This window comes from Microbacterium caowuchunii (genome assembly GCF_008727755.1).
Classification (GTDB): Bacteria; Actinomycetota; Actinomycetes; order Actinomycetales; family Microbacteriaceae; genus Microbacterium; species Microbacterium caowuchunii.
This window is the reverse complement of the sequence record NZ_CP044231.1, coordinates 264,056-284,046: the sequence shown is the minus strand read 5'-3', so window position 1 is coordinate 284,046 and position 19,991 is coordinate 264,056. Positions and strand designations below refer to the sequence as shown.

The following is a 19,991-nucleotide window of genomic DNA, read 5'->3' as shown; positions in this document are numbered from 1 at the left end:
CCGACCCGAAAGGAGCATCCGCATGCTCACCCGTCCCTCCCCCGTCTCCGTCCCCGCCGCCGAACAGCGCTGGGTCGACACCGTGGCGGAACTCGCACCCGGCTTCGCCGCCACCGTCGCCGCGGACGACGCCGCCGCGCGGCTGCCGATCGACCACCTGCAGACGCTGCACGCCTCCGGCCTCGACGCCGCGTTCCTCCCCGTCGAGCACGGCGGGGAGGGCCTCTCCTACGCCACGCTCGGCACGATCGTCCGCACGCTGGCGGCATCCCACCCCGCCGTCGCGACCGTCTGGCTCATGCACATCGGCGCAGCGCACGCTCTGGTGACGCTCTCCGCACCGGAGGAGGCGGCCTTCTTCGCCGCCGAGCTGCGTGCGGGACGCCGCTTCGCGAACGCCCTGTCGGAGCCGGCCGGCGGCAACCACTTCCTCGCGTCACAGCAGGACGCCGACCCGGCGGGCGAGGACTGGACCCTCACCGGACGCAAGCTCTTCGTGTCTGGTTCGGAGGCGGCCACCCACCTGTTCCTGAACGCCCGCGTCGACGGGGGTCCGGCGTTCTTCGGGGTCACCCTCGACGACACCGTGACGTTCCCGCCTATCGACGAGACCATGGGGATGCGCGCGACCCGCAGCCGCAGCATGGTGTTCGAGAAGACGCCGCTGCGTCGCGCGCGCCTGTGCGCTCCGCCGGCACCCGACTACGCCAACCTCATCACGGTGGGCTTCGCGTTCCTGTCGGTCGGTATCGCACAGGCCGCGCTCGACGCCCTGCGCGACACCGCCAACAAGAGCAAGGGCGGCACGACCCTGGCCGACGTGCAGTGGGTCCGCCAGGAGACCGGCATGATGTGGGCCGAGGTCGAGGCGACCCGCCTGATGGCCGAGCGCACCACCTGGCTCGCCGATCAGCGCTCCCCCGAGGCCATGCTCGCCGCGACCGAGACGAAGATGCTCGCGAACGAGGTGGCCAAGCGCGCCGCCGCGCTCGCGGTGCGCGTCGGCGGCGGCGGCGGGTACCTCCTCGCTTCGCCCATCCAGCGCATCTTCCGCGACGCTCAGGCGGGCGCGCTGATGGCCTACTCCGTGCCGTTCAGCCAGGAGGTCGTCGGCGGCTGGGTGCTGCAGACGGTCTGACCGACCCCCGGCCGGGGATGACAGCGCGCCCCCTACGCGGTCAGCCCCGGCCGGGCCTCTCCCGGTGTCCGCACCGCGGTGGTGACGCCTCGCCGGGCTGTGCGGCTCCGCGGGTCGCCGCGGCATCGGGTGACGGGGTCGCCGGTCGCCGGTCGCCTCGGGTGACGGGGGTCGCCGGTCGCGGCGGCATCCGGGCCGCCTCCATGGTCGCCGCGGCATCGGGGGATGTCCGCACCCCCGCGTAGCCTGGGGACATGGCCTCTCGTCGACCGGCACCCGCCCCGTACCGCTGCACCGAGTGCGGATGGACGACCTCCAAGTGGGCGGGTCGCTGCGGCGAGTGCCAGCAGTGGGGCACCGTCGTCGAAGCCGCCGCGCAGACCGGCGTTCTCCGGAACTTCTCCCCCGTGGCGCCGTCGGCGGCGCGGGCCGCACGGCCCATCACCGAGTTCACGACGGCCGAATCCCCGCGCCGTCCGAGCGGCGTCGCGGAGTTCGACCGCGTGCTGGGCGGGGGCATCGTGCCCGGCGCCGCCATCCTGCTCTCCGGCGAGCCCGGCGTCGGCAAGTCCACGCTGCTGCTCGAGGTCGCGGCTCAGGCCGCGCGGGACGGCAACCGCGTGCTCTACGTCAGCGCCGAGGAGTCCACTGCACAGGTGCGGTTGCGCGCCGAACGCACCGGCGCCCTGCACGACGAGCTCTACCTCGCCAGCGAGACCGACCTCGCGACACTCATCGGGCACGTCGACGAGGTCAAGCCGTCCCTGCTCATCGTCGACTCGGTGCAGACGGTCTCGTCCTCGCTCAGCGAGGGTCTGGCGGGGCATCCGAGTCAGGTCCGTGAGGTCGCCGCCACCCTCATCCGGATCGCCAAGGAACGGGGACTGCCCGTCCTGATCGTCGGGCACGTCACGAAGGACGGCTCCATCGCCGGACCGCGACTGCTCGAGCACCTCGTCGACGTCGTCTGCCATTTCGAGGGCGACCGGCAGACCTCACTCCGGTTCGTCCGGGCGCTGAAGAACCGGTTCGGGCCCACCGACGAGGTCGGCTGTTTCGAGATGACCGGCGACGGCATCAGCGAGGTGCCCGACCCTTCCGGACTCTTCCTCGGCAAGGGCGCACCGGTAAGCGGCACGTGCGTCACGGTCGCGCTCGAGGGACGCCGTGCCCTCCCGGTCGAGATCCAGGCGCTCGTCATCCCGACATCCGCCCCGAACCCCCGCCGGGTCGTGAACGGTGTCGAGTCCTCCCGTGTCGCGATGATCCTCGCCGTGCTGGAGCGTCGGGCGCGGCTGAAGCTGAGCGAGCGGGACGTGTACGTGTCGACGGTCGGCGGTGTGAAACTGACCGAGCCGGGCGCGGACCTGGCCATCGCGCTGGCCATCTCCAGCGCCGCCACGGATCGCGCCATCCCGCACCAGGTGGCTGCCTTCGGCGAGTTGAGCCTCACCGGCGAGATCCGCCCGGTCGCGCAGCTCGCGCAGCGGCGCACCGAAGCCGGACGCCTCGGCTACACCGGCCTCATCGACGCCGGCGTGCAGGACCTCACCTCCGCGCTCGAGCGGCTGCGACTGCTTCCCGACTCCGGCGGACCGGGCGAGGACGCCCCGGTCGAACGCGGCGCATCCCGCGGGCGGCGCGAGCAGCCGGCCAACCGCGCGTCGTCTCCGGCGCGGCGCGAACAGTCGGCCGGGCCATCCCGTCCCGCGGCTCGCGTTCCGGATCGGATCGCCGCCGGGTCGGGAATGGCGGCCGACGACGGCATCTCCGAACACCCGGGCTTCTAGAGGGCTGGTCCCCGGGCGGGTTCGGGCGTGCGGGGTTTACCGTCGGGCTCAGACTTCGAGGGCGGCCAGGATGTCGGCGGGCGTCGCCTGCAGGGGGTGGGGTCCGGCGATGTCGAGGAAGACCGTCGTGATCTCGTCGCTGTGCGCGGTGAGGAAGGTCTTCAGCCATTCCGGGGACTGCAGCCCCACGGCTGGCGGGAGGCTCTCCGGCTTGTGCGTCGCGTCGCTGAACAGCAGCAGGGCCACCTGCCCGGTCTCCGGATCGCGATAGGTCCACACCTCGCCCTGATCCAGCGGGTTGTCACGCGTCCCGGGACGCATGAGTGGCACCACGGTCGGGCCGTGCCGGAGGGCGAACGCGATCGCGGCCATGTCCTGCGTCTGCAGGGCGTCGATCAGCGCCGTGTTGGTGAAGTCGACATCGGGCGCTGCGCGCTTCTTCCCCTTCTTACCGGCCATCGTCCCAGCGTATCGCCGGTCGGGCGATCGCCCTTGCTGTGCGCCCGTGCTCAGGAGAGGAACCCGCGCATCAGCGCCTCCGACGCGGCGAGATGGTCGCGCATGGCGGCGTCGGCGGCATCCGGACGTCCCGCCAGGATCGCGGTGATGATCCGCTCGTGCTGCTCCTCGGAATGCTCGATCGTGCGGGGAAGCAGCGGGAATGCATCGAGCCAGGCGTTGACCCGGGCCCGGCTGTCGGCGATCAGCGGCACGATCGAGGGGATTCCGGCGGCCTCGGCGATGGCGAGGTGGAGCAACGAGTCCAGCCGGCGGTAGTCCTGCAGCGATGCGGAACTCGTCGCCGTGTACCGCTGCCAGAGGGAGTCCCGTTCCTCCGCGGTCATCGTGCGCAACGCCGCCGCCCGCGCCGCTCCCGGTTCGAGCACCCGGCGCATCCCGAGGACGTCGTCGATCTCCGCGGGGTCGATCTCTGCGGGGTCGGTGGGACGGGGCAGCGGGTCGGCGACGAACGTGCCGCCGTATCTCCCGCGCCGCCGCACGAGGAAGCCCGTGTCGGAGAGCTCCCGGATGGCCTCACGGACGGTGTCCCGGCTGACGCCGTACATCTCGGCGAGCCCTCTCTCCGGCGGCAGCGCCTCCCCGGGGGCGACGACCCCGATCCGGATCGTCTGCACGAGGCGCGAGACCGTGTCCTCGAGGGCGTTGGAACGGCGTACGGGACGGTACACCGCACGGTGCGCCTCGTCCCAGCCCGGTTCCACACTCATGCTCCGAGCTTCTCACGAGGCACAACTCCTGCGTTCCGCCCTGCCCGCCCTCCGACAGCCACCACCAGCCCCGTTCTGCAGGAGTTGTGCCCGCCGCCGGGCCCGCTGCCCCCGCCCGCGGCGGAGCCGGTACCCGCGGCACGGCGGAGCCGGTACCCGCGGCACGGCAGAGCCGCCCGCGGCACAACTCCTGCAGTCCGGCCACCCCGCACGCCGCCGGCACGGCTGGACCCCGGTTCTGCAGGAGTTGTGCGGGCCCTCACACCCGGACCGAGCAGCGCCGACCTGCGGATGCCGCGCCCACCGCCCCGGGGATCAGCGGGTCACAGGGGCGTCACGTAGGCGTTCGTGATCCCCCCGTCGACGACGAAGGCCGTCGCCGTGATGAAGCTCGCGTCGTCGGAGGCGAGGAAGGCGACGGCCGCCGCCATCTCCTCCGGTTCCGCGAAACGGCCCATCGGCACGTGCACCAGCCGGCGCTCGGCACGCTCGGGGTCCTTCGCGAACAGCTCCTGCAGCAGCGGGGTGTTCACCGGCCCGGGGCACAGGGCGTTCACGCGGATACCCCGCCGGGCGAACTGCACCCCCAGCTCGCGTGTCATCGCCAGGACGCCGCCCTTGGATGCGGTGTAGGAGATCTGCGACGTCGCCGACCCGAGCAGAGCGACGAACGACGCCGTGTTGATGATCGACCCGCGCCCGGCTGGCACCATGTGCCGGAGCGCTGCCCGAGAGCACAGGTACACGCTCTTCAGGTTCACGTCCTGCACGCGGTCCCACGCCGGAAGCTCCGTCGTCTCGATCGAGTCGTCGTCCGCGGGGGAGATACCCGCGTTGTTGAATGCGATGTCGATCCCGCCCAGTTCCGCGGCCACCCCGTCGAACAGCTCATCGACCGACTGCTGGTCTGCGACGTCCACCGTCCGGTAGCTGCCGCCGACCTCCGCCGCGGCCCGTTCACCGGCCCCGCGATCGAGGTCGGCGACGACCACCCGGGCTCCCTCCGCGGCGAAGCGGCGCGCCGTGGCCAGCCCGATCCCGCTGCCGCCCCCGGTGACGACCGCGACGCGGTTCTGCAGACGCTGCGTCAGATCCATGGATTCCCCCTCACTGGCCGGGACGGACGGCGCACCGTCACGCCTCCGTCGCGTAGAACACGTTCTTGGTCTCGGTGAAGTGTTCCGCGGCGTCCGGACCGAGTTCCCGCCCGAGGCCGGATGCCTTCATGCCGCCGAACGGCGCCCAGTACCGCACCGAGGCGTGCGAGTTGACCGAGAGCACGCCGCTCTTCACGGCCCGCGACACCCGGACGCCGCGGCCGAGGTTCTCGGTCCAGATCGAGCCGGCGAGCCCATAGACCGTGTCGTTGGCCAGACGGATGGCGTCCGCTTCGTCGTCGAACGGCAGCACGGCGACGACGGGGCCGAAGATCTCCTCGCGCGCGACACGGTCCCCGGATGCGGCGCGCACCACCGCCGGGGCGAACCAGAAGCCGTCCCCGCCCGGAGCGGAGCCACGGAATGCGATGTCCGCCCCGTCGAGGAAGGAGGCGACGCCGTCCCGATGGGCGGCCGAGATCAGCGGACCCATGTCGGTCCCTTCTGCGGAGGGATCCCCCACGCGCCAGGCTGCGACGGCCGGTTCCAGCAGTTCCAGGAACCTGTCGTACGCGGAGCGCTCGACCAGGATGCGGCTGCGCGCGCAGCAGTCCTGGCCGGCGTTGTCGAACACGGCGCCCGGCGCCGACGCGGCGGCCCGCTCCAGGTCCGCGTCGGCGAAGACAATGTTGGCGCTCTTCCCGCCGAGTTCGAGGGTCACCGGCTTCAGCATCCGTGCGCACCCCGCGGCGACCGCGACCCCGACCTCCGTGGATCCGGTGAAGACGACCTTGCGCACATCGGGATGGGACACGAACCGCTCGCCGACGACCGAACCCGGTCCGGGCAGGACCTGCAGCAGCCCTTCCGGCAGGCCCGCCTCGAGGGCGAGCTCCCCGATGCGCACCGCCGTGAGCGGGGTGAGTTCGGCGGGCTTGAGCACCACGGCGTTGCCTGCGGCGAGCGCCGGCGCGAAACCCCATGCGGCGATCGTCATCGGGAAGTTCCAGGGCACGATCACCCCGACCACGCCGTAGGGCTCGTGGAAGGTCACGTCGATCCCGCCGTCGACCGGGATCTGCCTGCCCATCAGCCGCTCCGGCGCGCCCGCGTAGTAGTTCAGCACCTGCGCGACGTGTCCCGCCTCCCACCGCGCGGAGCCGATCGGATGCCCCGAATTGCGCACCTCCGACCGCGCCAGTTCCTCGATGTGCTCCTCGATCACCCGGGCGAACGCACGCAGGGCATCCGCGCGGGCGCCCGGCGGGAGCGCTGCCCAGTCACGTTGCGCGACGACGGCCCTCGCGACGGCGGCGTCCACGTCGGCCTCCGTCGCCCGAGGGAGCTCATGGAACGGTTGCCCCGTGGCGGGGTCGATCAGGGTGATGGTGCTCATGCGTCGGTTCCTCCGGCCGGGACGGGGGCGGATGCGGTACGTCGGGCGCGGAAGGCGGATGCGGCCGCGACGAGCCCGAGGAACAGCCGCCGGTCTGCGGCGTTCTCCTCGGGGTGCCACTGCACCGCGACGAGGTACTCGTCGCCGGGGAGCTCGAGGCCCTGGACCAGGCCGTCGTCCGTCCGGGCCGTGACAGCCAGCCCCGTGCCCACCCGGTCGACGCCCTGGTGGTGGTAGCTGTGCACGACGTACTCGCCCGCCCCGAGGAGGCCGGCCAACCGGGTCCCGTCCGTGATCCGCACCGTGTTCTCGGCGAAGACCCCGCCGCCGAGGCGGTACTGCTCGGTGCCGAGCGCTTCCGGAAGATGCTGGTGCAGGCTTCCGCCGAAGGCGACGTTGATCACCTGCAGCCCGCGGCAGATGCCGAAGACGGGGATGCCGCGCTCCCGCGCGCCGCGCAGGAGCGCGAGCTCCCAGGCGTCACGGTCGGGGCGGGCGGGGTCTGTGAGCGGATGCCGGGCGGCTCCGTAGAGCTCGGGCTGCACGTCGACGCCGCCGGTGAGGATGAGCCCGTCGAGGCCTTCGAGCACGGCGGCCGCGGCCGGCTCGGGATCGGCCTGCGGAGGAAGGAGCACCGCGGCCGCCCCGGATGCGGTGACCGCCTCGACGTACGGGCGGGGCAGGAAGGCCGCCGGCACGTCCCAGACCCCCTGGGTCGCACGCTCGAGGTACGTGGTGAGTGCCACGACCGGCATCCCGTCAGAGTCGTTCGAAGCCACGCACGCGCTCCCAGTCCGTCACGGCCGCCTCGAAGGCCTCCACCTCGACGCGGGCCTGGTTCAGATAGTGCTCCACGACGTCGTCGCCGAACGCGGCACGGGCGATGCCGGACTCCTCGAAGAGCGTGGCCGCCTCACGCAAGCTCGTCGGCAGGGTGTCGACGCCGGAGGTGTAGGCGTTGCCCCCGAGCGGTTCCGGCAGCGGCAACTCGTGCTCGAGCCCGTGGAGGCCGCCGGCGATGATCGCCGAGATGGCCAGATACGGGTTCACGTCTCCCCCGGGCACCCTGTTCTCCACCCGGAGTCCCGACCCGTGCCCGACGACCCTCAGCGCGCAGGTGCGGTTGTCCACCCCCCAGGCCACCCCCGTCGGCGCGAACGATCCCTTGGCGAACCGCTTGTACGAGTTGATGGTCGGGGCGTAGAGCAGGGTGAACTCGCGCAGGGTCGCGAGGACCCCGGCGATCCAGTGCTCCATCAGAGGGCTGAATCCGTGCGCACCCTCCCCCGACATGACGGGCTCCCCGGAGGCCGACCGCACCGACAGGTGGATGTGGCAGCTGTTGCCCTCGCGCTCGTCGAACTTCGCCATGAAGGTGAGCGCCTTGCCGTGCCGGTCCGCGATCTCCTTGGCCCCGTTCTTGTAGATCGTGTGGTCGTCGGCGGTGGCCAGCGCCTCGTCGAAGCGGAAGGAGATCTCGTTCTGTCCGAGGTTGCACTCGCCCTTGACGCCCTCGCAGTAGAGGCCGGCGGCTTCCATCCCGTTGCGGATGTCCCGCAGGAGCGGCTCGATCCGGGTCGTGGCGAGCAGGTTGTAGTCCACGTTGTAGTCGCTCGTGGTGGCGAGGCCGCGATACCCCTTGCGCCAGGCATCCCGGTACGTCTCGTCGAACACGAGGAACTCCAGCTCGGTGCCGGCGAACGCGACGAGTCCCCGCTCGGCGAGACGCTCCCGCTGGCTGTTGAGCACGCTGCGCGGCGAGGGGACGACGGCGGCACCATCCGCCCAGCGGAGGTCGCTGATGACGAGGGCGGCGCCCTCCTGCCACGGGATGCGGCGCAGCGTCGAGGTGTCGGGGACGAGCAGCATGTCGCCGTAGCCGGTCTCCCAGCTGGACATGGCGTATCCCTCGACCGTGTTGAGATCGACGTCCACCGAAAGCAGATAGTTGCATGCCTCGGCACCGTGGGACAGCACCACGTCCCGCCACATCCGTCCGGACACGCGCTTGCCGACCAGCCGTCCCTGCGCGTCGGGGAAGGCCACGACGATCGTGTCGATCTCGCCCGCGGCGATCGCCGCGTCGAGGTCGGCCACGCTGAGGTTTCCCGGCATCATCGTCCTCCCGTCAGCCCGGATGTCCGGGCGAACCGACCTTTGCGGCACCGGGGGGCGCCATGAATTCCCTCACCCTAACGACCTGACGGGCGTTAAAGGTAGACATGGCGTGCCAATAGGGAACACAATCTTGCCCACGGCGCACATCCCGGTGCGGCGGTCACGGCAGCACCCGAACCCGCACGGAGGATGGATGTCTCAGAGCAGTGAGTCACATAGGGTCGCGGGGGCGACCTACACGCGCGCCGGCGACGGCTACTTCGAGAGGCGCACGCTGAAGCGGTCCGCCGGGGTGTGGGGGCTGTGGGCGCTCGCCGTCGCGGCGGTCATCTCCGGGGACTTCTCCGGCTGGAACTTCGGGATCGACTTCGCCGGCTTCGGCGGCATGACGATCGCCTTCGTCATCCTCGTCGTCATGTACTACGGCATGATCTTCTCGATCGGGGAGATGGCGGCCGCGATGCCGCACACCGGAGGCGCGTACTCGTTCGCCCGGACCGCGATGGGCCCCTGGGGAGGTCTGATCACGGGCGCGGCGGAGACCATCGAATACGTCGCCACGACCGCCGTGATCGTGTACTTCTCCGCCTCCTACGCCGACGCCATCACGAGCGAGCTGCTGGACTTCTCGATGCCGGCGTGGGTGTGGTGGGTCATCCTGTACGCGGCGTTCATCGCGCTGAACGCCGCCGGGGCGAACATCTCCTTCACCTTCGCGATCGTGGTCTCGATCATCTCCATCGGCATCATCCTCGTCTTCTCGGCCATGGCGATCTTCTCCGGGGCGTTCTCCTGGGCGAATCTGTGGGACATCGCCCCCGATCCGGGTCAGACGGCGTTCCTCCCGCATGGTGTGCTCCCGATCCTGTTCGCCCTGCCGTTCGCCATGTGGTTCTTCCTGGGCATCGAGGAGCTGCCGCTGGCCGCCGAGGAATCCCATGATCCCGTCCGCGATATCCCGCGCGCCGGCTTCTGGGCACGCGGCACGCTCATCGTCACCGGACTGCTGGTGCTGTTCCTGAACACCGGGGTCCTGGGCGCGGAGGCCACCGGCGTCGCCGGGGAACCGCTCCTCGACGGCTTCCGGGCGATCGTCGGCGACGGCCTCGCCGCGGTACTGGCGCTGTTCGCCCTGGTGGGGCTGCTGGCCTCGCTGCAGGGCATCATGTTCGCCTACGGACGCAACATGTACTCGCTCTCGCGGGCGGGCTACTACCCGCGCTGGCTCTCCCTGACGGGCAAGCAGCAGACGCCGTGGGTGGCGCTCGTCATCGGTGCCGTGATCGGTTTCGTCGCGCTCGTCGTGCTGGACACGCTCTCCCAGCTCAACGAGAGCATCGGGGCTGTCGCCGGGGCGATCGTCCTGAACATCGCCGTGTGGGGCGCCGTGCTGGCGTACTTCCTGCAGCTGGTGTCGTTCCTCATCCTGCGTCGGAAATTCCCGGATGTCGTGCGGCCCTACCGCAGCCCCTGGGGCGTCCCGGGAGCGGTGGTCGCGGCCGTCATCGCCGCGCTCATCTTCGTGGGCTTCCTGCTGAACCCCACGTTCCTCCCCGCCATCATCGCGATCGTGGTGGTCTACGCGATCATCCTGCTCGGGTTCGCCCTGTTCTTCCGGCACCGGCTGCTGCTCTCCCCGGAGGAGGAGTACGCGCTCTCCGGCGGTCAGCACCGGGACCCGCAGTCCGAGGGCTACGACACCATGGCGAAGGAGGTCTTCGACCAGAAGCCCTGATGCGGGCGCGCCTCAGCCCAGGATGAACTGGGCGGTCGAGGTCGACGGGATGCCGCCGATGGCGACCGCCAGGTGATAGGACGCACCTCCGCCGGGCGCGGTCGCTCGGTTGGGGTCCTGACACGAGTCCACCGAGGACCGCGTGCGGTCCCACGTCACAGGGGCAGCGCTCATCACGCTCTGACCGGCGGCGATCGTCACGACCATGTCGCTCGGCTCCGTCTGGCAGTCGGTCGAACGCCACCACGTGTCGTTGCCGCTCGTGATCGTGAACGACTGACCGCTCGTGCCGACGTTCATGGCGCAGTCCGTGTCGGACGTGTTCGTCAGCCGGATGGAGAGCTGAGGATTCTGGTCGGCGGCGTAACTCGCCTGGTCGGTCAGCGCCTCCACGCTCACGTCGCCCCGTGCACACTCGGCCACCCCGTCCGCCCCCTCCGCGGGGGCGTCCGGCACGTCCGCGGTGGCACCGTCGGAGGTCGAGCTCGGCGCGGCCGAGGGCGTCGTCGTCGCGAGCGTCACCGTCGGGGAGGAGGCCGGAGCGGATGCGGTGTCCCCCCGCCAGGGTTGGGCGATCAGCAGCCAGACGAGTGCGGCGACGCCGATCAGCAGGATCAGCAGCGCCAGCCGACGGCGCCGATAGACGGCCGGGGAGTGTCGACGACGGGCGGGAGTGCTCACCCTTCCAGGCTAAGCGCCCGGGCGGGGACCCACGGATGCGGCGCGCCCGCGGCGGGCCGCGTCAGAGCGTCTTCAGCATCCGCGTGTTGCCGAGCGTGTTGGGCTTCACGTGCGCGAGATCGAGGAACTCGGCGATCCCCTCGTCCGGGCTGCGGACGAGCTGCGAATAGACGTCCGGGTCGACGACGTGCTCCCCGATCGGCACGAAGCCCCGCCGGGTGAAGAAGTCCACCTCGAAGGTGAGGCAGAAGAGTTGCTTCAGACCCAGCTGTCGGGCGCTCTCCTCGAGGGCCTCGACGATCCCGCGACCGACACCGCGGTGCAACCAGTCGTCGGCGACGATGAGCGTGCGGATCTCACCGAGATCGTCCCACATGACGTGCAGGGCGCCGCATCCGACGAGCTCGCCGTTCTCGTCCTCGGCGACCTGGAACTGCTGCACGGCCTCATAGAGCACGACGAGGTCCTTGCCCAGGAGGATCCGTCGCTGCACGTACGGATCCAGCATCCGGTGGATGCCGCGGACGTCTGCGGTCCGTGCGGGACGGACGGTGAACTCACTCACGCTCCCACCCTACGCCGGGTGCCCCGGGCGTCCGCTGAGCGCGCCCCGGGGACGACGAAGGGGCGGATGCCGCAGCATCCGCCCCTTCGTGCGTCGGTGTCAGGCTCCGGCGACGATGTCCGGGGTCGCGGTGATCTCCCCGGCGGAGGCGACGCCCACGGCGACCTTCTCGCCGCGGGGCGCGGTCTCGAACACGAACTTGCCGTCCTGGACGTCGACCTTCACGTGGTCGCCGGCGTTGAGGCGACCGTGCAGGATCTCCTCGCTCAGCTGGTCCTCGACCTCTCGCTGCATCGCACGACGCAGCGGGCGGGCACCAAGGGTCGGGTCGAACCCGATCTCGATGAGCTTGTCCCTGGCCGCCTGCGACACCTCGATGGTGAGGTCACGGTCGAGCAGGCGCTCGGCCAGGCGCTTCGTGAACAGGCCCACGATCTCGCGCAGTTCGTCCTTGTTCAGCTGCGGGAAGACGATGACGTCGTCGACGCGGTTGAGGAACTCGGGCTTGAAGTGACGCTTCAGCTCCTCGTCGACCTTGCCCTTCATCCGCTCGTACGTCGTCTGCGCGTTGCCCTCGACCTGGAACCCGACCGGTCCGCCGGCGATGGCCTGCGAGCCGAGGTTCGTCGTCATGATGATGACGGTGTTCTTGAAGTCGACGACACGGCCCTGACCGTCGGTCAGACGACCCTCTTCGAGGATCTGCAGGAGCGAGTTGAAGATGTCCGGGTGGGCCTTCTCGATCTCGTCGAACAGCACCACGGAGAACGGCTTGCGGCGCACCTTCTCGGTGAGCTGGCCGCCCTCCTCGAACCCGACGAACCCGGGAGGGGCACCGAACAGGCGGGAGACGGTGTGCTTCTCACCGAACTCCGACATGTCGAGCGAGATCAGCGCGCCTTCGTCGTCGAACAGGAACTCGGCGAGGGCCTTGGCGAGCTCCGTCTTTCCCACACCGGTGGGGCCGGCGAAGATGAACGAGCCCGAGGGACGCTTCGGGTCCTTGAGACCGGCGCGCTGGCGGCGGATCGTGCGCGACAGCGCAGCGATGGCCTCCTCCTGGCCGATGACCCGCTGGTGCAGGGCCTTCTCCATGAAGACGAGACGGCTGGTCTCCTCCTCGGTCAGCTTGAACACGGGGATGCCGGTGGCCTGCGCGAGCACCTCGGCGATCAGGCCCTCGTCCACGACCGCGGTCGTGGCGACGTCGCCGCTCTTCCACTGCTTCTCGAGGCGCAGGCGCTCGGCGAGCAGGGACTTCTCCTCGTCGCGCAGCGATGCGGCCTTCTCGAAGTCCTGCTCCTCGGAGGCGATCTCCTTCTGCTCGCGCACCTTGGCGATCTTCTCGTCGAACTCGCGGAGCTCGGGCGGGCTGGACAGGATCGACAGGCGCAGGCGGGCACCGGCCTCGTCGATCAGGTCGATCGCCTTGTCGGGCAGGAAGCGGTCCGAGATGTAGCGGTCGGCGAGGTTCGCGGCGGCGACGATCGCGCCATCCGTGATCTGCACCTTGTGGTGCGCCTCGTACCGGTCGCGCAGCCCCTTCAGGATGTTGATCGCGTGGGGCAGGCTCGGCTCGGCCACCTGGATCGGCTGGAACCGGCGCTCGAGCGCAGCATCCTTCTCGAAGTGCTTGCGGTACTCGTCGAGCGTCGTCGCACCGATCGTCTGCAGCTCGCCGCGGGCGAGCAGCGGCTTCAGGATGGAGGCGGCGTCGATCGCGCCCTCGGCAGCACCGGCGCCCACGAGCGTGTGGATCTCGTCGATGAAGACGATGATGTCGCCGCGGGTGCGGATCTCCTTGGTGACCTTCTTCAGGCGCTCCTCGAAGTCGCCGCGGTAGCGGGAACCGGCGATGAGCGAGCCGAGGTCGAGCGAGTAGACCTGCTTGTCCTTGAGCGTCTCGGGCACGTCGCCCTTGACGATGGCCTGGGCGAGGCCCTCCACGACGGCGGTCTTGCCGACGCCGGGCTCACCGATCAGTACCGGGTTGTTCTTGGAGCGGCGCGACAGGATCTGCATGACGCGCTCGATCTCCTTCTCGCGTCCGATCACCGGGTCGAGCTTGTTGTCCCGCGCCGCCTGCGTCAGGTTGCGACCGAACTGGTCGAGCACGGCCGAGCCTCCCTGGGCGGCCTGAGTGGACTCGTTGGCGGCGCCACTGACAGCGGCGGGCTCCTTGCCCTGGTAGCCGGACAGGAGCTGGATGACCTGCTGGCGGACCTTGTTCAGGTCTGCGCCGAGCTTGACCAGCACCTGCGCCGCGACACCTTCGCCCTCACGGATGAGGCCGAGCAGGATGTGCTCGGTGCCGATGTAGTTGTGACCGAGCTGCAGTGCCTCACGCAGGGACAGCTCGAGCACCTTCTTCGCACGAGGCGTGAAGGGGATGTGGCCGGTGGGCTGCTGCTGCCCCTGGCCGATGATGTCCTGGACCTGCTCGCGCACGGCGTCGAGCGAGATGCCCAACGACTCGAGTGCTTTGGCAGCGACACCCTCGCCCTCGTGGATGAGACCGAGCAGGATGTGCTCGGTACCGATGTAGTTGTGGTTGAGCATCTTCGCCTCTTCTTGGGCGAGGACAACAACACGACGGGCTCGGTCCGTGAATCTCTCGAACATCGTCCACTCCTCCGGGCGCACTCCGGCGCCGTACATCGGGCGCAGCTCTGGCGCTGTATATCGAGGCTAACCAGCCGCGGCGGGCAGGAGGCGCGTGTTCGCCCTGGGCGCACGGACGCCATCCGGCCTTGCGCGAACCGGCGCATCCCCCGCAGCGCGAGCGGAGGAGATCTCGCGAGGGGAGGAGGGAGAGGGCGGGTCCGGTCCTCCGCCCGCCGAATCTCCTCCGCTCGACGACCGCCCTCAGCCCAGGATGGGGATGCGGACGCCGGAGAAGGTGTCGCCCTGCAACACCAGCTCGACGCCGTCGTCGTCCGCGAGACCGTCCACGGCGGCGAGCGCCACCCGCGGCGCCATGTCCATCGTGCAGATCCGATCGGCGGGCGGCGTGGCGAAGGTCAGCGTGACCTCCTTCTCCGCGGATGCCTGGACGTCCTCGACCACGGGCGCACAGGACGAGGAGCCCCAGGTCACGACCGCGAAGAGGCCCTCCTCCACCCAGCCGGCGCTGGGCTCGTAGTCCGTCGGAGTCGTGGGGGCGGCGAGCCCCGGGACGCCGTCGAGTTCGGTGTCACCGACGGCGGATGCGTACGTCACGCGCACGTCGAGGTCCTGTGCCGGGTCGATCCCCTCCGGAAGGCCCACGAGCGTCGCCCGCGGCGCCATGTCGGCGGTGCAGGCCCGCTCCGTCTCCTCGCCGACCGGAGGCGGATCCAGCAGGGTCACGCTCAGCACGCCGTCCTGCTCGAGCACACCCTCCTCCGCGATCGGTGCGCAAGTCGAGCTCCCCCAGGTGACGAGGGCGATCATCCGCCCGTTGTCCACCCACGCGGCCTCGACCTCGAGGTCGTCGATCACCGTGGGCGTCCCACCGCTCGTCCCGGCACAGCCCGACAGCGCCACCGCTGCCGCCAGAGCCATGCCCGCCATCGCCCATCCCCGTCGACTCATGTGTACGCCCCTCCGCGATCCATGTCTTCCCCACATCATGTCGCAAAACGCCTGCGCGTCCGCCGAAGGGCTGGTCACGGCACGGTCACGCGTGGACCGTGCGGTTCACTGCAGGGCGGAGGTCAGCCGGGCCAGGTTGTCCAGCACGGTCGAGCGCAGCGGCTGCTGCAACCACTCGTCGAGGGTGAGCTCTCGGCTGAGGCTGCGGTACTTGTCCTCGACCTCGCGCATCTCCTCGACGAACTCACCGCCCCGGATCATGAGCGTGATCTCCATGTTCAGACCGAAGGAGCGCATGTCCATGTTGCTCGAGCCGATGACGGCGACCTCGTCGTCGATCGTGAACGCCTTGGTGTGCAGGATGTAGGGACGCCGATACATCCAGATCCGCACGCCGGCGCGGAGCAGCGCCTCGTAGTAGCTGCGCTGCGCATGGTAGACGAGGGCCTGATCGCCCTCCTCGGAGACGAACAGCTCGACCTCGACGCCGCGGTGACATGCCGTGGTGATCGCGAGGAGGATCGCCTCGTCCGGGACGAAGTAGGGGCTGACGACCGAGATGCGTCGCTTCGCCGCGTAGAGCAGGCCGATGAACAGGCGCAGGTTGTTCTCGAACTCGAACCCGGGTCCGGACGGCACGATCTGGCAGTCGAGATCGCCGGTGGACCGGTTCAGGTCGTACTGCCGCACCTCTTCGCTCAGGATCTCGTCGGTCTCGCTGTACCAGTCCGAGAGGAAGACGGCATCCACGCTGCCGACGACCGGGCCCTCCAGCCGCACCATCAGGTCGACCCAGTGCAGGCCGCGCTTGATGTTCTTGCGCAGGTTGTAGGTGGAGTCCGTGACGTTCTGCGACCCCATGAAGGCCACCTGGCCGTCCACCACGAGGAGCTTGCGGTGGTTGCGCAGGTCCGGCCGCTGGTACTTGCCGCGCAGCGGCTGCACCGGCAGCATGAGCCTCCACTTCGCGCCCATCGCGTCGAGCCGCTTCAGCGTCCGACGGTAGTAGGGCTTGCCGCGGTTGGCCCAGTGGTCCAGCAGCACCCGCACGCTGACGCCGCGGGCCGCGGCCTCCTCCATCGCGCGGAAGAAGTTGTCGGTCGAGGCGTCCGACTGCAGGATGTAGAACTCGACGTGCACGTAGGCCTCGGCATGGCGGATGGCGTCGGCCATCGCGTCCAGGCTCTCCTGGTAGTCGGAGATGAGGTGCGCGTCGTTGTCACCGGAGATCGGCATGGCCCCCAGGTTGCGGTTGAGCGTCACGAGCGACGTGAACCAGCCGGGTGCATCCGGCCGGAGCGTCCCGAAGTCGAGCCCTCTGGTCGTCTCCTGGATGTACTCGTTCACCGCGCGTTGCCGGCGCCGCCGGACGCGCGGGAGCCGCGGCGTGCCGATCAGCAGGAAGAGGAAGACCCCGATGATGGGGATGAAGTAGATCGCCAGCAGCCAGGCCATCGCCGCGGTCGGGCGGCGGTTCCGGGGCACGATGATGATCGCCGCGATGCGGATGGTGGCGTCGAACACGAAGACGGCCAGCAGCCACCACGGATCATCGAAATCGATCTGGAACACTCGGCCTCCCGGGCAACTCGATCAGCGTATCGGGCAGGGAGGCTGGAAGCGGGACGACGGCTGCGGTGGCGGCGCAGTACGCGTCGACGGTGGCGGCGCTGAGCCGGAGCGGATGCGGTCGACCGGAGAGGCGGCGCCGGCCCGGAGCGTCAGCGGTCGGCAGGAGCGGATGCAGGCGACGGCATCCCGCGCTTGGCGCGTTCCTCGGCCTCGATCCGCGCGTAGACCTTGCGCTCGGTGCGGTCCATGCGCACGATCGAGCGGAAGATGTAGAAGAACGCCAGGGTGACGACGATGGTCGGCAGGATCGCCCACAGCACCGCGACCCAGTAGCTCTCCATGACTCCATCCTAATCCCCTGCGACCTGTCCTCCCCTGGGAGAGTTCCGCTCGGACCGCCTGTGGACTCGGTCACGGCCGCCGCCGCGCGAGCACGCTCGGGACATGACCACCATCATCAAGGCCGCGGATGCCGCGGAGTTCCTCGCCCTGGCCCCGCACCTGCTGGGCTTCACCCCGAGCCGGAGCGTCGTGCTGGTGCCGTTCGCCGACGGCCGCAGCCTCGGCGGCATGCGGTTCGACCTGCCCCCGGAGGACGCCGATCCCGTCGGCTTCGCCTCCACCGCCATGGGGCTCGCCTGCCGGGTCTCCCCCGTGGACGCGGTCCTGGCGATCGTCTACTGCGATGCGGCGGAGCTCGCCCCACCCCCGCGCCGGGAGCTCGCCGCGGCGCTGGAGACCGCCGCCGAGCGGTGCGGCCTGCGTCTGATGGACCTCCTCTGCGTGGGGACGGACGCGTGGACCCGGTACGGGCCGGGGCCCCACCCCGTCGCTCCCCTGGCCGGGCTCCCGGCGCCGCCCCCGCAGGCCCTCGCCGAGAACCCGCTGCATCCGGACCACCTCGCCGGCGCAGAGCTCCCGCGGGCAGATCTCGCCGCCCGCGAGCGGGTGGGACGAGCGCTCCAGCAGGTGCAGCGCGCGATCGCGGTCTGCTGCGACGGCTCCGCCGCGGGGTCGGACGACCGGATCGATCCCGCCGCCTTCGTGGCGGCGTGCGCGCTCGACGATCTGCCCGCGCTGTTCGAGGAGGCGCTGGAAGAGCCGCCGGACGACCCCTACGACCAGGCGGCGCTCATCTGGTGCCTCGCCCGGCCCTCACTGCGCGACATCGGGCTGACGGCATGGCTGGACGGGCTGGATGCCGGCGACGCCGCCCTCGACGCCCAGTTGCGATGGGAGGGCGGCCACGAGTATCCGGCCTCGCTCGCCGAACGGATGATGGGCGAGGGGGAACGCCCGGACGGCGAACGGCTGAGGACCGCGCTGGAGGTCACCCGGCGACTCGCCGCCGTCGCACCGCGGGACGTCCGGCCGGGGCCGCTGTCGGTCTGTGCCTGGATCGCCTGGGCCCTGGGCCGGTCGACGCACGCGGAACGGTACGCCTCCTGGGCCTGCGAGATCGACCCCGAGCACGGCCTGAGCCGCATCGTGCTGTCGATGGTGCAGGCGGGCCATCTGCCTGACTGGGCCTTCCGACCCCGCCGGGACGGAACTACTTGACCAGCGGGAAGAGGATCGTCTCGCGGATGCCGAGACCGGTGATCGCCATCAGCAGTCGGTCGATGCCCATCCCCATCCCGCCCATCGGCGGCATGCCGTGCTCCATGGCGCGCAGGAATTCCTCGTCGATCCGCATGGCCTCGACATCGCCGCGCGCGGCGAGCTTGGCCTGCTCGACGAAGCGTTCCCGCTGGATGACCGGGTCGATCAGCTCGGAGTATCCGGTGGCCAGCTCGAAGCCGCGCACGTACAGGTCCCACTTCTCCACGACCCCGGGGATCGACCGGTGCTCCCGGACCAGGGGGCTCGTGTCGATCGGGAAGTCCATGACGAAGGTGGGACGCGTCAGATCGCGCTTGACGAAGTGCTCCCACAGCTCCTCGACGTACTTACCGTGCGTCGCGTGCGGCGGCTCGTCCACGCCGGACTCCGCGGCGAACGCGCGCAGTTCCTCGAGCGGGGTCTGCGGCGTGATCGTGCGTCCGCACGCCGCGGAGAGCGAGTCGTACATCGAGATGCGGTCCCAGTCACCGCCGAGGTCGTACACGGTGCCGTCCGCCCAGACGACATCGGTCGAGCCGGACACCGCGATGGCGGCGTTCTGGATGAGCTCCTGCGTCAGGTCGGCGATGCCGTTGTAGTCGGTGTACGACTGGTACGCCTCGAGCATCGCGAACTCGGGGCTGTGCGTCGAGTCGGCACCCTCGTTGCGGAAGTTGCGGTTGATCTCGAAGACCCGGTCGAGCCCGCCGACGACGGCGCGCTTCAGGTACAGCTCCGGCGCGATGCGCAGGTACAGCTCCGCGTCGAACGCGTTCGAGTGGGTGACGAAGGGCCGCGCGGACGCGCCACCGTGCTGCACCTGCAGCATGGGGGTCTCGACCTCGATGAAGTCGTGCTCGCTGAAGGTCCGGCGCAGACTCGCGTTGACCGCCGCGCGGGCCCGCACCGTGGCGCGCGCCTGATCGCGGACGATGAGGTCGAGGAAGCGGGAACGCACCCGGCTCTCCTCGCTCAGCTCGGTGTACATGTTCGGCAGCGGCAGCAGTGCCTTCGAGGCGATCGCCCAGTCGGACACCATGATCGAGAGCTCACCACGGCGGCTGGAGATGACCTCACCGCTGACGAACACGTGGTCGCCGAGATCGACGAGATCCTTCCAGCGCTGCAGGGACTCCTCCCCGACGGCCGCGAGCGAGACCATGGCCTGGATGCGGCTGCCGTCGCCCGACTGCAGGCTCGCGAAGCAGAGCTTCCCGGTGTTGCGGCTGAACACGACGCGCCCGGCGACACCGGCGCTGACGCCGGTCTCCTCGCCCGCCTCGAGACCCGCGTAGCGTTCGCGCAGGGCCGGGATGGTGTCGGTGATCGGCAGCGAGACGGGGTAGGCGCCACCGGCGGCATCCGTGCGCTCCGCGATCAGACGCTCGCGCTTGGCCAGGCGCACCGCCTTCTGCTCGAAGACGTCCTCATCGGTCATCTCGGCGGGCGCGGCGGAATCAGGCGATTCGGTCATCGTGGGGGCTCCTCGGAAGTC

The 19,991-nt window shown here is 70.3% G+C and carries 17 protein-coding genes; 4 read left to right on the top strand and 13 right to left on the bottom strand.

Annotation, left to right across the window (positions count from 1 at the left end):
* Nucleotides 1-22: 22 nt before the first annotated feature.
* Together F6J84_RS01300 and radA are read left to right on the top strand one after the other, a co-directional pair.
* Nucleotides 23-1,138, top strand: a complete 1,116-nt coding sequence (locus tag F6J84_RS01300; RefSeq protein ID WP_150970755.1) for an acyl-CoA dehydrogenase family protein — start codon at nucleotides 23-25, stop codon at nucleotides 1,136-1,138.
* Nucleotides 1,139-1,392: 254 nt separating this feature from the next.
* The gene (radA, locus tag F6J84_RS01295; protein WP_150970753.1) at nucleotides 1,393-2,928 is read left to right on the top strand and encodes a DNA repair protein RadA; all 1,536 of its coding nucleotides are present in this window, start codon (nucleotides 1,393-1,395) and stop codon (nucleotides 2,926-2,928) included.
* Nucleotides 2,929-2,976: 48 nt separating this feature from the next.
* Here the strand turns inward: radA and F6J84_RS01290 are convergent, their stop codons facing one another.
* The 6 genes from F6J84_RS01290 to F6J84_RS01265 form a co-directional block, all read right to left on the bottom strand.
* Entirely contained in the window at nucleotides 2,977-3,387 is a 411-nt protein-coding gene (locus F6J84_RS01290; RefSeq protein WP_150970751.1) for a dehydrogenase, read from the bottom strand.
* A gap of 50 nt (nucleotides 3,388-3,437) precedes the next feature.
* Entirely contained in the window at nucleotides 3,438-4,157 is a 720-nt protein-coding gene (locus F6J84_RS01285; RefSeq protein WP_150970749.1) for a FadR/GntR family transcriptional regulator, read from the bottom strand.
* 323 nt (nucleotides 4,158-4,480) lie between these two features.
* Nucleotides 4,481-5,254, bottom strand: coding sequence for a 3-oxoacyl-ACP reductase (locus tag F6J84_RS01280; RefSeq protein ID WP_150970747.1), 774 nt, complete (start codon nucleotides 5,252-5,254; stop codon nucleotides 4,481-4,483).
* A gap of 37 nt (nucleotides 5,255-5,291) precedes the next feature.
* Nucleotides 5,292-6,650, bottom strand: coding sequence for an aldehyde dehydrogenase family protein (locus tag F6J84_RS01275; RefSeq protein WP_150970745.1), 1,359 nt, complete (start codon nucleotides 6,648-6,650; stop codon nucleotides 5,292-5,294).
* The gene (locus F6J84_RS01270; protein ID WP_150970743.1) at nucleotides 6,647-7,405 is read right to left on the bottom strand and encodes a gamma-glutamyl-gamma-aminobutyrate hydrolase family protein; all 759 of its coding nucleotides are present in this window, start codon (nucleotides 7,403-7,405) and stop codon (nucleotides 6,647-6,649) included. Before F6J84_RS01270 ends, F6J84_RS01275 begins: the two co-directional genes overlap by 4 nt.
* A 4-nt stretch (nucleotides 7,406-7,409) precedes the next feature.
* Complete coding sequence (locus tag F6J84_RS01265; protein ID WP_150974624.1) at nucleotides 7,410-8,765, bottom strand: glutamine synthetase family protein; 1,356 nt, start codon at nucleotides 8,763-8,765, stop codon at nucleotides 7,410-7,412.
* 196 nt (nucleotides 8,766-8,961) lie between these two features.
* Here F6J84_RS01265 and F6J84_RS01260 point away from each other — a divergent pair, with 196 nt between their 5' ends.
* Nucleotides 8,962-10,503 carry an amino acid permease gene (locus F6J84_RS01260; RefSeq protein ID WP_150970741.1) on the top strand — a complete coding sequence of 514 codons (1,542 nt, stop codon included), beginning with the start codon at nucleotides 8,962-8,964 and terminating at the stop codon, nucleotides 10,501-10,503.
* A gap of 12 nt (nucleotides 10,504-10,515) precedes the next feature.
* Here F6J84_RS01260 and F6J84_RS01255 read toward each other — a convergent pair whose 3' ends face one another.
* The 6 genes from F6J84_RS01255 to F6J84_RS01230 all read right to left on the bottom strand — a co-directional run bounded on the left by F6J84_RS01255 (nucleotide 10,516) and on the right by F6J84_RS01230 (nucleotide 17,235).
* Entirely contained in the window at nucleotides 10,516-11,184 is a 669-nt protein-coding gene (locus F6J84_RS01255; RefSeq protein ID WP_191905715.1) for a hypothetical protein, read from the bottom strand.
* A gap of 61 nt (nucleotides 11,185-11,245) precedes the next feature.
* A complete protein-coding gene (locus F6J84_RS01250; protein ID WP_150970739.1) occupies nucleotides 11,246-11,749 on the bottom strand; it encodes an amino-acid N-acetyltransferase in 504 nt (167 codons plus the stop codon).
* Nucleotides 11,750-11,848: 99 nt separating this feature from the next.
* Nucleotides 11,849-14,371 (bottom strand): ATP-dependent Clp protease ATP-binding subunit, encoded by a 2,523-nt coding sequence (locus F6J84_RS01245; protein WP_150974622.1) that lies wholly within the window; start codon nucleotides 14,369-14,371, stop codon nucleotides 11,849-11,851.
* Between the two features lie 243 nt (nucleotides 14,372-14,614).
* Entirely contained in the window at nucleotides 14,615-15,322 is a 708-nt protein-coding gene (locus F6J84_RS01240; RefSeq protein WP_150970736.1) for a hypothetical protein, read from the bottom strand.
* Nucleotides 15,323-15,427: 105 nt separating this feature from the next.
* A complete protein-coding gene (cls, locus tag F6J84_RS01235; protein ID WP_150974621.1) occupies nucleotides 15,428-16,885 on the bottom strand; it encodes a cardiolipin synthase in 1,458 nt (485 codons plus the stop codon).
* A 158-nt stretch (nucleotides 16,886-17,043) separates the two neighbouring features.
* A complete protein-coding gene (locus F6J84_RS01230) occupies nucleotides 17,044-17,235 on the bottom strand; it encodes a hypothetical protein (RefSeq protein WP_150970734.1) in 192 nt (63 codons plus the stop codon).
* A 103-nt stretch (nucleotides 17,236-17,338) separates the two neighbouring features.
* On the opposite strand from F6J84_RS01230, the gene F6J84_RS01225 reads away from it, so the two are divergent.
* Nucleotides 17,339-18,454: a DUF4192 family protein gene (locus tag F6J84_RS01225; protein ID WP_150970733.1), complete on the top strand. Its 1,116-nt coding sequence runs from the start codon at nucleotides 17,339-17,341 to the stop codon at nucleotides 18,452-18,454.
* Here F6J84_RS01225 and lysS read toward each other — a convergent pair.
* Entirely contained in the window at nucleotides 18,447-19,970 is a 1,524-nt protein-coding gene (lysS, locus tag F6J84_RS01220; protein ID WP_150970731.1) for a lysine--tRNA ligase, read from the bottom strand. The two genes, F6J84_RS01225 and lysS, sit on opposite strands and share 8 nt — an antisense overlap.
* Nucleotides 19,971-19,991: the final 21 nt, after the last annotated feature.